The organism is Rhodopseudomonas palustris (assembly GCF_003591005.1).
Taxonomy (GTDB): Bacteria; Pseudomonadota; Alphaproteobacteria; order Rhizobiales; family Xanthobacteraceae; genus Rhodopseudomonas; species Rhodopseudomonas palustris_K.
Map to the genome: position 1 here is coordinate 52,591 of NZ_QYYD01000027.1, position 14,660 is coordinate 67,250.

A 14,660-nucleotide genomic window follows, 5' to 3' on the forward strand; every position below is an offset into this window, starting at 1 on the left:
AGGAGCCCGGCGCAGCCGGGCGTCTCGAAGGATGGGCCGCAGGCACTCGGAGCCGCATCCTTCGAGGCTCGCTTCGCTCGCACCTCAGGATGACGACGCAGTGCGAGCGGCACGCGGTGGAAGAGCGAACTACTTTCGCCCCTGCTCGCGCAGGTAGTTGATGATCCCGGAAAAATCCGTACCGCCGTGGCCGGCCTGTTCGAACGCTGCGTAGAGCTCGGCGGCGTGGGAGCCGAGCGGCGTGGCGGCGCCGGAGGACTTTGCGGCTTCCTGCGACAGATTGAGATCCTTCAGCATCAGCGCGGCGGCGAAGCCCGGCTTGTAGCCGTTGTTCGCCGGCGACGTCGGCACCGGGCCGGGCACCGGGCAATAGGTGGTGAGCGACCAGCACTGGCCGGACGAGGTCGAGGCGACGTCGTACAGCGCCTGATGCGACAGGCCGAGCTTCTCGGCGAGCGTGAACGCCTCGCCGACCGCGATCATCGAAATGCCGAGGATCATGTTGTTGCAGATCTTCGCCGCCTGCCCGGCGCCGGCGCCGCCGCAATGCACGATCTTCTTGCCCATCAGTTCGAGGATCGGCTTGGCGGCGGCGAACGCCGCCTCGCTGCCGCCGGCCATGAAGGTCAGCGTCGCCGCCTTGGCTCCGCCGGTGCCGCCGGAGACCGGCGCATCGACCGACGCCGCGCCGAGCTTCGCCGCGAGCGCATGCGCCTGCACCGCGCTCTCGACGTCGATCGTCGAGCAATCGATGATCAATGCGCCCTTTTCGGCATGCGGCAGGATCTCGTTCCAGACCGCCAGCACGTGCTTGCCGGCCGGCAGCATGGTGACGATCACGTCGGCGCCTTGCACCGCGTCGATCGCACTCTTGGCGGTGGCGACGCCCCCGGCCTTCACCGCGTCGCACGACGCCGCGGCGAGATCGAAGCCGGTGACCTGCTGTCCGGCCTTGGCGAGATTGACGGCCATCGGGCCGCCCATGTTGCCGAGACCAATAAATGCGATGGCCGTCATGTCCGTCCCCCTTCGTCCCTCGATGATCCGGTTTCTTCAGCCCGGGAATTTAAGCTCGTCGGCGCCGCGGTCGACAAAATAACGCGCCACAATCTCAGGCGTCACCTCCGCGATGGTCGCGGGGCGCCATTTCGGCTGGCGATCCTTGTCGATCACCGCAGCGCGCACGCCCTCGACGAAGTCCTCGCTGACGAACACCTGTAGCGCGGCGCGATATTCGTGGACCAGACACTCCTGCAGCGACGCCGCCTGCCGCGCCATCCGCAGCAGTTTGAGCGTCACCTTGAGACTGGTCGGCGATTTGATGCGCAGCGTCTGCAGCGCCGCCTGCGCGAACTCAGAGCCGTCCTGCTCCAGCGCCGCGACGATCTCGTCGATGCTGTCCTTGCCGAACGCCGCATCGATCTCGGCCTGATGCTGCTGCGCCGGTCCCGGATCCGGTGCGAGGCTGAAGCGGGCGATGATGTCGCGCACCTGCGCGGCGCTGGCTCCTAGGGGCGCCGCGGTCAACGCTTCGCGCAGATCCGGCCACACCACGCTCGGCACAAAGGCATCGGCGAATTTGGCATGGATCGCATCGGCGCCGTTCATGATCTCGCCGGTCAGGCCGAAATACGTCCCGATTTCGCCGGGGGCGCGCGTCAGCAGCCACGTGCCGCCGACATCGGGGAAGAAGCCGATACCGACTTCCGGCATCGCGATCTTGGTCTTCTCGGTAACGATGCGATGGCTGCCGTGGCCGGCAATGCCGACGCCGCCGCCCATCACCAGCCCATCCATCAGCGCCACATAGGGCTTGGGATAGGCCGCGATGCGCGCATTCATGATGTATTCTTCGCGCCAGAACACCTTGCCGAGATCGCCGCCCTCGCGTGCACTGTTGTACAGCCCGACGATGTCGCCGCCCGCGCACAGGCCGCGCTCACCAGCGCCTTCGACCAGGATCAGCGCGATCTGTGGATCGTCCGCGAACGCGATCAGCGCGCGATCGAATTCGCGGGTCATTTCCAGCGTCAGCGCATTGATGGCCTTCGGCCGATTGAGACGAATGACGCCGGCCGCTCCTTCGCGGCGGACGATCAGATCGGGCTCGCTCACCGGCGCGTTCATCGCGCGCCCTCGATCAGCTTGCGCGCCACGATCAGCCGCATGATCTCGTTGGTGCCTTCGAGGATCTGATGCACGCGCAGATCTCGGACCAGCTTCTCGACGCCGTATTCGGCCAGATAGCCGTAGCCACCGTGCAGTTGAAGGGCTGCATTGGCAACTTCGAAGCCGGTGTCGGTGCCAAAGCGCTTGGCCATCGCGCACAGCTTGGTGGCGTCCGGGTCCTTGCGATCGAGCGCCGCGGCGGCACGCCACAGGAACGTGCGCGCGGCCTCCAGCTCGGTCGCCATATCGGCGAGCTTGAATTGCAGCGCCTGGAATTCGTCGAGCCGTTTGCCGAACGCCTTGCGTTCTTTGGTGTAGTCGAGCGCGCGGTCGAGCGCGGCCTGCGCGCCGCCGAGCGAGCATGCGGCGATGTTGAGGCGGCCGCCGTCGAGCCCGGACATCGCGATCTTGAAGCCGATGCCCTCGTCGCCGAGCCGGTTGGCGACCGGCACGCGCGCATTCTCGAAGATCACCGCACGGGTCGGCTGCGCGTTCCAGCCCATCTTGCGCTCGTTGGCGCCGAAGCTGAGGCCGGGCATGTCCTTGTCGACCACCAACGTGGAGATGCCGCCCGGGCCGTCGCCGCCGGTGCGCACCATCACGACATAGAGATCGTTGGCGCCGGCGCCGGAGATGAACTGCTTCTGGCCGTTGAGGACGTAATGATCTCCATCGCGCACCGCGCGGGTGCGAAGTGCCGCAGCGTCCGAGCCGGAGCCGGGCTCGGTCAGGCAGTAGCTCGCGATCAGTTCCATGCTGCACAGCTTCGGCAGCCATTGCTGACGCTGCGCCTCCGAGCCGTAGCTGTCGATCATCCACGCTGCCATGTTGTGGATCGAGATGAAGGCCGACACTGCTGGGCACCCGGTCGCCAGCGCCTCGAAGATCAGCGCCGCGTCGAACCGCGTCATGGCGCTGCCGCCGACATCCTCGCGGATGTAGATGCCGCCGATGCCGAGCCCCGCGGCTTCGCGGATCACGTCAAGGGGCAGGTGCTTGTCCTCGTCCCATTTCAGCGCGTGCGGGGCGATCTTCTCGGCCGCAAAATCGCGCGCCATGTCGCGGACCGCGCGCTGGTCTTCGTTGAGGTCGAATTGCATCATTCGGGGTGCCACTCGGAAAGAAGCGTTACGTATTTCGCAAGATCGGTGCCGGCGAGCTTATCGGCGAAGCGGCGGTCTGCGGTGATCAGTTGGGCATCGAGCCGACGCGCGGTTTCGAGGTAGATCAGGTCGTAGATCGGATGGCGGAGTTCGCAGGCAATTTCGAACGCCGGCTCGATCAATGGGTCGACCTCAATAAGAACCGGCAAGTATTGCGGCAGTGAACGGAACTGATACGAGGCCTCGTCGCGGGTCAGCAAGCCTTGCATGGTCTTCCGGGCAAGAACGTTGGCGATTTCGGTGACGATCAATCGCGGTGCGACGAGATGGTCTCCCGTTCCGTACAGTTCGATCGCAACATCGGACATCTCCTCAAGCACAAGCCATTTCACGGCGACGCTCGCATCGATGATCCACGTCCTCACATCAGGCCTTCCCTGATCTCGTCAAGAGTAAGCGAGGGCTGGATGCCGCTGCACCGTGAGTGAAAATACCGCGAAACAGCAACGCCTTCTTCAGGCGTGAATGGTTGCTTGCGTTCGAGCAGCCATTCAACCTCCTGTTCGAATGTGCGACCATTGGCTCGGGCGCGGCGCTCGAACGATTCTTCCAGCTCTTCCACACGACTGCGGGCTTTGATCTCGGCCATCGCACGTCTCCTCGAAACCGACCGGCCCGGATCAGGGCCGGTCGGGACGACTATCCTATCACTTCATCAGCGGAATCGAAAACTCCGCGCCTTCCTTGACGCCGGACGGCCAGCGCGAGGTGACGGTCTTGGTCTTGGTGTAGAATCGCACCGAATCCGGACCGTGCTGGTTGAGATCGCCGAAGCCGGACTTCTTCCAGCCGCCGAAGGTGTAGTAGGCGATTGGCACCGGGATCGGGACATTGATGCCGACCATGCCGACATTGACCTTGGCGGCGAAGTCGCGCGCGGCGTCGCCGTCGCGGGTGAAGATCGCGACGCCGTTGCCGTAATCGTGGTCCGACGGCAGCGCCAACGCTTCGGCATAATCGTGAGCACGAACGACGCTCAGCACCGGGCCGAAGATCTCTTCCTTGTAGATCCGCATGTCCTTGGTGACGTTGTCGAACAGGCAGCCGCCGAGATAGAATCCGTTCTCGTAGCCCTGCATCTTGAAGCCGCGGCCGTCGACCGCCAGCGTCGCGCCTTCCTGGACGCCGATTTCGACGTAGTTCTTGACGCGCTCGAGCGCATCCTTGGTCACCAGCGGACCGTAGTCGGCGGTCGGATCGGTCGACGGGCCGATCTTCAGCGACTCGACGCGCGGGATCAGCTTTTCCATCAGCTTGTCGGCGGTGGCCTTGCCGACCGGCACGGCGACCGAGATCGCCATGCAGCGCTCGCCGGCCGAGCCGTAGCCGGCGCCGATCAGCGCGTCGACGGTCTGGTCCATGTCGGCGTCCGGCATGATGATGGCGTGGTTCTTGGCACCGCCGAAGCACTGCGCACGCTTGCCGGTCTGCGCCGCGCGCTCATAGATGTACTGCGCGATCGGCGACGAGCCGACGAAGCCGACGGCCTTGATGTCCGGATCGTCGAGGATGGCGTCGACCGCTTCCTTGTCGCCGTTGACGACGTTGAGGATGCCGGGCGGTAGGCCCGCTTCGAGCATCAGCGCCGCCAGCGCCATCGGCACGCCCGGATCGCGCTCCGACGGCTTCAGGATGAAGGCGTTGCCGCAGGCGATCGCCGGCGCGAACTTCCACATCGGGATCATCGCCGGGAAGTTGAACGGGGTGATGCCGGCGACGACGCCGAGCGGCTGGCGCATCGAATAGATGTCGATACCCGGGCCGGCGCCCTCGGTGTATTCGCCCTTCATCAGATGCGGGATGCCGGTGGCAAATTCGGCGACTTCGAGGCCGCGCTGAATGTCGCCTTTGGCGTCCGGAATGGTCTTGCCGTGCTCGCGGGCCAGCAATTCGGCGAGCTTGTCGTAGTCGCGCTGCACCAGTTCAAGGAACTTCATCAGCACGCGGGCGCGGCGCTGCGGATTGGTGGCGCCCCAGGCAGGCTGGGCGGCGGCGGCGTTCTCGACCGCGGCGCGCATTTCGGCCTTGGTGGCAAGCGCGACCTTGGCTTTGACCTCGCCGGTCATCGGCTCGAACACGTCGGCGAAGCGTCCCGACTTGCCCTCGACTTCCTTGCCGCCGATGAAGTGCCCAATCGTGCGCATCCATTCCTCCTGAAGGGGTGTTTTGTGGCCCCCCTTGAACAGCCTTTTTCGGGCTTTGGGAAGAGCCTGGACGCGGACGGGCCCCCGACAAACTGCAGGGATTGCCAAAAGCGGCGAAACGCCACCGCTCGCCGCCATGTTCGCGGAGATCCGGCGGACCAGCCGAAGCCTTACAGGGCGGCCTTCGCCTTGGGCGTGGCGGATGCTTTCGCGGCCGACTTGCCGGCGGCCTTCTTGGCCGGCCGGGCGGCGCTTTGCTTGCCGAGCCGCTTCACGGGTGCGGCGCGGCCGAGCACCGCCTCGCGTCCGGCGTCGAGGATCGTGTCGGAGAGTTCCCCCGTGCCGGCGATCCGCGCCATCAGCAACCCGCCCATCATCGTGGCCAGCGCGGCGATCGCCTGCTTTCGTGCAACCTTTGGTGGCGCGTCGACATATTCGGACGCGATCGCGTCGATCATGGCGTCGAGTTTGGCGGCGAAAGCCTTGCGGGTCTTGGTACTCTCCCGAGCGACTTCGGCGCCGAGCGCCGGCACTGCACAGCCGCGTCCGGGATCGTCGCGATGTGAGGCGGACAGATAATGATCGACGATCAGCGCCAGTCGCTGCTCGCGCGGCGTATCGGCCGCGAGCTTGCGCCAGCGCGCGGTCGAGCGATCCATCGCGTAGGTAAAGGCTTCGATCAGCAATTGCTCGCGCGAGGCGAAATGCGCGTAAAAGCCACCGTGGGTAAGGCCGGCCTCCTTCATCAGGTCGGCGACGCCGATGCCATGGGCGCCTTTCTCACGCAACCTCACCGATGCTTTCTGCACGATGCGGGCATGGGTTTCGAGCTTATGTTCCTTGGAATAGCGCATGGCGATCCAGCCGTGTCCCAGATAGTTGCCCGGACCAAGATATGTCCGGGATCATATTATGCCATCGAACGCGGCGCTGCGCTGCAAGTTTCAACCGCCTCAGGAGTCTTGCGGAGGTGAGCGGTGCTGAGGTCCGGCGCCGATCATCGCGAAGGTCGCGGTGGCGTGCACAGCGAGCTTGCCACCGCCGTCATACACGAAGTCTTCGGTATAACTGGACTGCCGGCCGAGCTTCACCACCCGCCCTTCGGCGCTGATCGTACCAGAACGTACCGAGAGCGGCCGCAGATAGGTCAGTTTGAGATCCATCGTCACCGAGCCTTGCCCGGCCGGCAGTTCGGTGGAAATCGCACACCCCATTGCGGTGTCGAGCAGAGCAGCCGCTACCGCGCCGTGCAGCATCCCGACGGTGTTTTCAAGACTCTGCTCGGGGTCGAGCCGCATCACGATCCGTCCGGGGTGCACTTCGGCCATCTTAAAGCCGATCAACTTGGCGAGCGGCGGCGGCGGCAGCCGTCCGTCTCGGATCGCGGCCATCACCTCGATGCCGGGCATCGTCGAGGCCGCGCGGGCGACCGGTCCGGGTTCCTGCCAGTCGATTGTGCGGCTGCGACGCTGCGACGGCGCGAACAATTCCGCAGATCGAGGCTCATCCAGCAGGCTCATCGCACGCTCCGTCTAGTTATATGATAGACATCATATAACGGAAGTGCCGCCCCGGCAAGTTCCGGCCGCCGACGGCTTGACAGGCATGGGCTCTTGCTCGCCAAGATGCCGCACCTCCCCCGCCCGAGCCTCGCGAGACAGTCGATGCAGATGTTCAATTCCCACTGCGGCATCATCCGCGATCCCCGCGGCGTCGCCACGTTGACGATCTGCGGCGCCGGGTCGCTCAACATTCTGAACTCTGTGGTGATCGATGCGGTGCGCGAGGGCCTGACGTGGCTCGCCGCGGACGACACCCTCCGCGTGCTGATCATCGCCGGAGAGAGCAGCCGCAGTCTGATCGGCGGCGCCGACATCAAGGAGATGGCAACGCTCGATCAGGCGTCCGCCGAGCGCTTCATCACCGGCCTCGGCAATCTATGTGAGACCGTGCGTACCATGCCTTGCCCGGTGATCGCGCGTATTCCGGGCTGGTGCCTCGGCGGCGGACTGGAATTCGCCGCCGCCTGCGACTTCCGCGTCGCCGCCGACAACGCGAAATTTTCCATGCCCGAGGTGCGCGTCGGCATCCCCTCGGTGATCCATGCCGCGTTGTTGCCGCGGCTGATCGGCTGGAGCCGAACGCGCTGGCTGCTGATGACCGCCGAGACAATCGACGCGCCAACTGCGTTGGCCTGGGGGCTTGTGGACAAGCTCGCCGCTCCGGCCGAACTCGACGCCGCCGTCGAGAGTGTGGTCGCCTCCCTGCTCGCCGCCGCGCCGCAGGCATTGCGATCGCAGAAGGCGCTGCTCACCGCCTGGCACGACATGCCGCTGGGGGAAGCCGTCGCGCATTCGGTCGGCGTGTTCGGACAGGCTTATCTGACCGGCGAGCCGCAGCGGCTGATGGGCGAGTTCCTGCAGCGCAAACGCTGACGACCATGCCGCACGCAACCCGGCGGCTTGCAATGCGGGCGGCGCATTATATGATGACTGTAATATTTTACAGCCGGCGCTTGCCGGCCTTTGCTGCATCGGGACTCAGCCCATGATGTCGACCTGGCTTTCCTCCACCCTCGCCCGCCGCGACATCCATTACGGCTGGGTGATGGTGGCGGTGACGTTCCTCACCGCGCTGGTCTCGGCCGGCGCCGTCGGGGCGCCGGGCGTGTTCATCGTGCCGCTGCAGCAGGAATTCGGCTGGACCACCGCGGAGATCTCTTCGGCGCTGTCGATCCGCTTCATCCTTTTCGGCCTGATGGCGCCCTTCGCCGCCGCGCTGATGAACCGCTACGGGCTGCGCAATGTCGCGCTGGCCGGGCAAGTGATCATCGCGCTGGGTCTGATCGGCTCGGTGGCGATGACGCAGGTCTGGCAACTCGTCGTGCTGTGGGGCGTCGCGGTCGGGATCGGCACCGGCCTCACCGCCATGGTGCTGGGCGCCACCGTCGCGGCGCGCTGGTTCAACCATCGCCGCGGGCTGGTGGTCGGCATCCTCACCGCCAGCGTCGCCACCGGGCAGCTGGTGTTCCTGCCGATGCTGGCGGCGCTCACCGAACGGTTCGGCTGGCGCATCGCGTTGCTGCTGCTGTGCGTCGGGCTCGGCGTCGCTGCGATGGGCGTGTTGCTGCTGATGCGCGACCGGCCGAGCGACGTCGGCCTGCGTCCGTTCGGCGACACCGGCACCGAGCCGCTGCCGCCGCCGCCCCCGACCAACGCGCCGATCATGGCCGCGGCGCTCGGAGCTCTCCGCGATGCGGCGAAGACCCGCGTATTCTGGATCCTGTTCGCAACCTTCTTCATCTGCGGCGCATCGACCAACGGACTGATCCAGGTCCACCTGATCCCGCTCTGCGCCGATTTCGGCATCCCGCAGGTGCAGGCCGCCGGGCTGCTGGCGGCGATGGGTATTTTCGACTTCGTCGGCACCATCCTATCGGGCTGGCTGTCGGATCGCTACGACAACCGCTGGCTGCTATTCTGGTACTACGGGCTGCGCGGTCTGTCGCTGCTGTTCCTGCCCTACAGTGACTTCACCTTCTACGGCCTGTCGCTGTTCGCGGTGTTCTACGGGCTGGACTGGATCGCCACCGTGCCCCCGACGGTGCGCCTGACGGCGCAGAAATTCGGCGCCGAGCGCGCCGGCCTGGTGTTCGGCTGGATCTTCGCCGGCCACCAGCTCGGCGCCGCGACAGCGTCGTTCGGCGCAGGCCTGTCGCGCACCGTGCTGCTGAGCTACCTGCCGGCGTTTTTCGCCGCCGGCGCGCTGTGCATCATCGCCGCCGTGATCGTGCTGACCATCGCCAAGCATCCGCGGCCGGCAGCCGCGTAGCTCAAAAAACATCCCCGAGCCGCGAGGCGGCCCGGGGGATGAACGATCACGCAGCGCGACGATGTGGAGCGCGCTTGCGGACAGGCCAATCAGGCAGGGGCCTGCCCTTGCCGGCGTCGCAGCTCCGCAGCTGCCAAATTGTGGGCGGGGGCCGCCGGCCGCCGCACTGCGGACAAGCCCTTCGCCGCCGCCGGGCGCACGGGCCGCTTGGCGCCCGCGCCGACCGCCACCAGACCGCTCTCCGCGTTCTGCACCAACCCGTCGATTGCATCCTTCAAGCGCAGCAGCACCGGCGCGACTTCGTCGTGCAGCCGCTGCTCGTCATACATCGCCGCCAATAGCCCGATATTGACGACGACGTGAGTTTGATACTGCGGCGACCACATCGGCACTGCGATGCCATTGACGTGCGGGTTGAACAGGCCACAGGAGATCACATAGCCGCGCTGGCGCAGCATCGTGCGGCTCGCTTCAAGGCGTTCACGAAGCGGCGGCGCCTGGCTCGGCTCCTCCCGCTCGATCTCGGCGAGAAACCCCTCAGCGACCTCGGGCTCGAGCGCGGCGAGATAAGCATGGCCGCCGGCGCTCTGCGCCATGGCGATCCGGCTGCCGGTGGTGGAATGCAACCCCACCGTCTGCACCGCGCGGGCGTACTCGAAGTACACGAGGTGGAATCGATCCGGGATCAGGAAGCCGATCGTGCCGGGGATCTGTTCGGCGACTTCCTGCAGGCGCGCCCGAACGAGGTTTCGGAACTGCAGTCCGCGCATCATGGCGGTGCTCATCGCAACGGCGCTCGGGCCGATCCGATACTTCTGGTCGCGGGGCAGATAGACGAGCTGCCCCATTCGCGTGAGCGTATGCGTCAGCCGCGACACTGTGGAACGCGGCAAACCACAGCGATTGGAGATCTCGAGGTTGCCGAGCCGCGCGTCCGCGCTTTCGAAACAGCGCAACACGTCGAAGGCGCGTGATACGACTTGTATCACATCACTGTCGCCGCCGATGTCGCCGAGGCCTTGTCTGCAGAGTCGCTCCGAGCGTCGTCCCATTTTTTCTTCTCGCTTTGGTTCTTGGTGCCCAATGCGCCGCCCGAAGCAACTCCGACCGGCGCACATTTCTTGTTTTGCTGTGCGGAATATTATTCCACTTGACGGCAACGCTACATCACGGCTTCGCAGTTAACAACAGCAGTTGGTGGGCATTGCAGACCTGCACATGACTACTTGGCGCAAGATTTCCGTCGCCGTCCGTAGATCCACAAGATCCCCGCGCGTGCGCGACACGGAACTGCTATCGGGGATTGTCGAGCGACGCGGGCGATCTGCGAACGTATTGCGCTTGCCTGATAATCCGCAAGCCGTTCGAAACTTCGGAGCTGATAGCGCAATGCCGTTCGAGCCCGTGGCCTAAGCGGCCTCGACGGCGGCGTATTGCCGCACATGCTGAGCCGCGTCAGACCGCGTGGAACACCACAGCATCGACGACCACGGATCCCTCACCCACGCTCCCCAGCATGACCGGATTAAGATCGATACTGACGATGCGTGCAGCCGGATCCCGCATCAACTCGCCGACATGCACCACCATTTCGGCAAGCGTATCGATATCCATCGGCGCTTCTCCGCGGACGCCGGCGAACAGCGGCGCGACCCGTAGGGCCTGCAGCGCGGCACGGACGTCGTCCGCTGTGAATGGCGACAGCAGCAACTTGGTATCACGGAAGACTTCGACGTACTTGCCGCCATCGCCGACCACCACGACCGGCCCGAACACCGGATCGCGATGCGCACCGATCATCATCTCGCGGCGGCCACTCGCCATCGCCGCAACGATCACGCCGTCGAACCGCGCGCCGGCCTTGGCGATGATCTGCTCCATCTCGGTATAGATATCGCCGGTCATGTCCGCCGAAGTAATGCCGACCCGCACCAGACCGAGTTCGGATTTGTGCGCGATATCGGCCGAGCAGCCCTTCACCACCACGGGCCCGTCGATCAGCGTGAACGCCGCGACCGCCTCGCTGCGCGACAGGCACAGCCGATGCGGCACCACCGCGACGCCGCGCGACGCCAGCAGCCTCAGGCTGTCGGCCTCGTTGAGCATCAGCGTGTCCGGCCCGAGCGCGATCAGCGCCTCGCTCGGCGCGGCGGTGTCGCGGCGCGCGCGGGCTTTCGCCATCAATTCGTGATGCGCCAGAAACTGATGCAGGGCACTGACCGCCTCGACCTCGGTCGGAAAAACCGACGTGCGATTGGCGGCGAACGCCTGCGCGACGCTGGGCTGGGTCGCCGCCACCACCACCGGCTTGCCGGTCTGCTGGCCGAACGCCGCGGTGTCGCGTGAAAACGCCGGCACGTCGTAACCGGGGCCGGCCACCGGCACGCCGATCAGAAACGCGTCGGCCGCAGGGTCCTGGGCAATCACCGGCAGGATGTCGCCGAACAGCGCGCTGTTCGACAAAAGCGCGGCGGTGAGATCGATCGGGTTGGTGGTGGTGGCGAAGCTCGGCAGGATGCCCTTGAGCTTGGCGTCGGTCTCAGGCGCGAGCTTGGCCATCGGCATGCCGACGCTGGTCGCAGCATCGGCCGTCAGCACGCAGACCGCGCCGGAATTGCTGATCGCGACCAGCCGGCGGCCCTGCGGCTTCCAGCCTTTGAGATACAGCTCGGTTGCCTCGACCAGGCCGCGCATGTCCGGCGCGCGCCAGATGCCGTGATGCTCGAAGAACGCATCGACGACGCGGTCCTCGTTGGCGAGCGCGCCGGTGTGCGACTGCGCCGCCGCCTTGCCGGCATCGGTGCGGCCGGACTTCAGCGCGATGATCGGCAGGTCGCGATCGAGCGCGATCGCGGCCAGCTCTTCGAGATAGGTCTTGTCCGGGATGCTCTCGAGATAGAGCAGCATGAGCTTCACCTCCGGATCCTCCGCCACCGCGCAGGCGAGTTCGCCGACGGTGATGTCGGAATCGTTGCCGGTGGCGTGGGTGTGGCGGACGCCGATGCCCTTCTGGCGCAGGAAGCCGACCGGCACGGTCGACAGCGCGCCGGACTGGCTCAGCATCGCGACGTGGCCCTTGTCGGCAGCGGGCTCCATGTCGACGAACATCGTCGAGAACGACGCGATCGCGCCGCTGCCGAAATTCGCCAGGCCTTGCGAGTTCGGGCCGACGATACGCATGCCGGCCTTGTGCGCGGCCTCGACCATGCGGCGCTCCTTGGCCTTGCCTTCGACCGCGTCGACTTCGCCGAAGCCCGACGCCATCACCACCGCGACCTTGACGCCGGCGGCGGCGCAATCCTCGACCGCGGCGATCGCGTTGTCGCCGGCGACGGCGACGATCACCATCTCGGGCGCCTCCGGCAGGTCGGCGAGCGACGCGTAGCTCTTGTGGCCCTGGATCTCCGGGCGGGTGGGATTGATCGGATAGATCTTGCCGGTGAAGCCGAACTTGCCGAGAAAATGCACCGGCCGGCCGCCGACCTTGTTGGGATTGTCCGACGCGCCGATCACGGCGATGGATTTCGGATCGAGGGCGGCGCGCAGGCGGCTCATGCAACAGTCCTTTCGAAATACGGAACGAGGCGCCCGGTGAAGCGCGCGAACCGCGCCGTCACCCGATCACCGACAGCGAGGTCGTGGGCGCCGTGCGCCATCATGCGAAAGCCTTCGGCGGTGTCGATCAGCACGATCTTGAACGGCACGTGCTCGCGCGCCTCGGCAGTGGCGGCGCGGTGCACCAGCGTCGCGGCATACACCCTGCCCTCGCCGCTGGCACGCAGCGTGGCGAGATCGTTGCTGCCGCACGCCGCGCAGAACTCGCGGCGGAAGTATTGAACCGCGCCGCAGCTGGTGCAGCGCTGATACACGATCGCCTCGTCACCTGTGGTCCAGTCGGAGTGTGCCGCTTCGCTCATCGCTCGCGCTCCAGGAACATGCTGACATGCGACGACAGCACGCCGCCATCGCCGTGCAGCAGCGCCACTGAGGCGTCTCTTACTTGGCGATCGCCGGCGCGGCCGGTCATCTGCAGATGGGTTTCGACCAGATGCGCCATCGCGCCGCCGACGCCGCAATGGCCGTAGCTCAAGAGGCCGCCGTGCGTATTGAGCGGCATCGCGCCATCGCGTGAGAAGTGCCCGCTGCGCGCCCGCGCCGCCGCTTCGCCGCGTACGGCGAGACCAAGGTCTTCAAGCAGCATCAGCAGCGTGATGGTGAAGCTGTCATACACCGCTGCATACTTCACATCGGCAATTGCGACGCCGCTCGCAGCCTTGGCGCGTGCGATCGACTGCTCGGCGCCGGAGGCCCCCTCTTCCGGCATTGCGGTGACGTGCTGATGCGTATGGGCCTGGCCGGAGCCGCGCACCTTGACGCGATACGCTGTCGTCGGCTCACGGCTGATCACCATCGCGGCGCCGCCGTCTGACACCGGACAGCAGTCGAGCAGCTTGAGCGGCGAAGCGATCATCTTCGACGCCATCACGTCTTCGACGCTGATCGGCTCGCGAAATTGTGCACCGGGATGCGTCGCCGCATGCGCCCGCATCAGTACGGCGAACTCAGCGAGATCCTGTTCGGTGACGCCGTGGTCGTGCATGTAGCGCGAGGCGACGAGGCCGTAATAGGCCGGGATGGTCGGCCCGAGCGGCACTTCGTAGATCGGATGGCCGACCTGCGCTAGCGCCTGCACCGACGCGTCGCGGCTCTGCCCGCTCAGGCGGTTCTCGCCGCCGACGACCAATATGTTCTTCGCCGCGCCGCTTTCGACCAGCTGATGCGTCAGCATCGCCATCGCCATGCCGGTAGCGCCGCCGACCTGCACGGCGTGGCAGTAGCTCGGCCGGATGCCGAAATGCTCGGCGAACACCGTCGCCAGCATGATATGCGGCATCGTCGTCGAATAGCCGCACAGCAGCCCGTCGACGTCGCCACGCGACAAGCCCGCATCGGCAATCGCCGCCTCCGCCGCGTCGCGCATCAGGCTAAGCGTCGTCGAGCCGTCGATCTTGCCAAAGCGCGTGAGGCCGACGCCGGTGATGTAGCTCATGATGCAGGTCCGCCACTGGACGCTCCGCTCTCGTTCGTCATTCCGGGGCGCCGCGCAGCGGCGAGCCCGGAATCCATAACCACCGTCGGGGAGTATGGATTCCGGGCTCGCGCCAAGAGGCGCGCCCCGGAATGACGAACGAGAGGCTGATGCTCATAGAGGCGACGAGCATCGCCCCGAGCCCAGCGCGCTCCCCTCCCCCTTGCGGGGAGGGGTCGGGGGTGGGGGGCCGCGGGGGCGGCGGCGGGGGGGCGGGAGCCCACCCCCCCCCCCAACCCCCCGCGCGGGGGGGGGGGTAGGGGG

Annotated in this window: 14 protein-coding genes; 2 read left to right on the forward strand and 12 right to left on the reverse strand. The window is 66.3% G+C overall.

What is annotated here, in order from left to right; genetic code table 11:
- Positions 1-129 precede the first annotated feature (129 nt).
- The 8 genes from mmsB to D4Q52_RS21870 all read right to left on the reverse strand — a co-directional run bounded on the left by mmsB (position 130) and on the right by D4Q52_RS21870 (position 6,996).
- Positions 130-1,017 (reverse strand): 3-hydroxyisobutyrate dehydrogenase, encoded by an 888-nt coding sequence (mmsB, locus tag D4Q52_RS21835; protein WP_119858677.1) that lies wholly within the window; start codon positions 1,015-1,017, stop codon positions 130-132.
- A 36-nt stretch (positions 1,018-1,053) separates the two neighbouring features.
- Positions 1,054-2,127 (reverse strand): enoyl-CoA hydratase/isomerase family protein, encoded by a 1,074-nt coding sequence (locus D4Q52_RS21840; protein WP_119858678.1) that lies wholly within the window; start codon positions 2,125-2,127, stop codon positions 1,054-1,056.
- Positions 2,124-3,269 (reverse strand): isobutyryl-CoA dehydrogenase, encoded by a 1,146-nt coding sequence (locus tag D4Q52_RS21845; RefSeq protein WP_119858698.1) that lies wholly within the window; start codon positions 3,267-3,269, stop codon positions 2,124-2,126. The genes D4Q52_RS21840 and D4Q52_RS21845 overlap by 4 nt, the downstream gene beginning before the upstream one ends.
- A complete protein-coding gene (locus D4Q52_RS21850; protein ID WP_119858679.1) occupies positions 3,269-3,697 on the reverse strand; it encodes a type II toxin-antitoxin system VapC family toxin in 429 nt (142 codons plus the stop codon). The genes D4Q52_RS21845 and D4Q52_RS21850 overlap by 1 nt, the downstream gene beginning before the upstream one ends.
- Positions 3,694-3,921, reverse strand: coding sequence for a hypothetical protein (locus tag D4Q52_RS21855; RefSeq protein WP_119858680.1), 228 nt, complete (start codon positions 3,919-3,921; stop codon positions 3,694-3,696). Before D4Q52_RS21855 ends, D4Q52_RS21850 begins: the two co-directional genes overlap by 4 nt.
- A gap of 58 nt (positions 3,922-3,979) precedes the next feature.
- A complete protein-coding gene (locus tag D4Q52_RS21860) occupies positions 3,980-5,476 on the reverse strand; it encodes a CoA-acylating methylmalonate-semialdehyde dehydrogenase (protein ID WP_119858681.1) in 1,497 nt (498 codons plus the stop codon).
- A gap of 170 nt (positions 5,477-5,646) precedes the next feature.
- A complete protein-coding gene (locus D4Q52_RS21865; protein WP_119858682.1) occupies positions 5,647-6,330 on the reverse strand; it encodes a TetR/AcrR family transcriptional regulator in 684 nt (227 codons plus the stop codon).
- A gap of 99 nt (positions 6,331-6,429) precedes the next feature.
- Entirely contained in the window at positions 6,430-6,996 is a 567-nt protein-coding gene (locus tag D4Q52_RS21870; protein WP_119858683.1) for a PaaI family thioesterase, read from the reverse strand.
- A gap of 144 nt (positions 6,997-7,140) precedes the next feature.
- On the opposite strand from D4Q52_RS21870, the gene D4Q52_RS21875 reads away from it, so the two are divergent.
- Together D4Q52_RS21875 and D4Q52_RS21880 are read left to right on the forward strand one after the other, a co-directional pair.
- Complete coding sequence (locus D4Q52_RS21875; RefSeq protein WP_119858684.1) at positions 7,141-7,911, forward strand: enoyl-CoA hydratase; 771 nt, start codon at positions 7,141-7,143, stop codon at positions 7,909-7,911.
- 112 nt (positions 7,912-8,023) lie between these two features.
- Entirely contained in the window at positions 8,024-9,307 is a 1,284-nt protein-coding gene (locus tag D4Q52_RS21880; protein WP_119858685.1) for an MFS transporter, read from the forward strand.
- 89 nt (positions 9,308-9,396) lie between these two features.
- Here the strand turns inward: D4Q52_RS21880 and D4Q52_RS21885 are convergent, their stop codons facing one another.
- The 4 genes from D4Q52_RS21885 to D4Q52_RS21900 form a co-directional block, all read right to left on the reverse strand.
- A complete protein-coding gene (locus D4Q52_RS21885) occupies positions 9,397-10,359 on the reverse strand; it encodes an IclR family transcriptional regulator (protein ID WP_119858686.1) in 963 nt (320 codons plus the stop codon).
- A 403-nt stretch (positions 10,360-10,762) separates the two neighbouring features.
- Positions 10,763-12,862, reverse strand: a complete 2,100-nt coding sequence (locus D4Q52_RS21890; protein WP_119858687.1) for an acetate--CoA ligase family protein — start codon at positions 12,860-12,862, stop codon at positions 10,763-10,765.
- A complete protein-coding gene (locus D4Q52_RS21895) occupies positions 12,859-13,224 on the reverse strand; it encodes a Zn-ribbon domain-containing OB-fold protein (RefSeq protein ID WP_119858688.1) in 366 nt (121 codons plus the stop codon). The genes D4Q52_RS21890 and D4Q52_RS21895 overlap by 4 nt, the downstream gene beginning before the upstream one ends.
- Positions 13,221-14,357, reverse strand: a complete 1,137-nt coding sequence (locus D4Q52_RS21900) for a thiolase family protein (protein WP_119858689.1) — start codon at positions 14,355-14,357, stop codon at positions 13,221-13,223. The genes D4Q52_RS21895 and D4Q52_RS21900 overlap by 4 nt, the downstream gene beginning before the upstream one ends.
- Between the last annotated feature and the right edge of the window lie 303 nt (positions 14,358-14,660).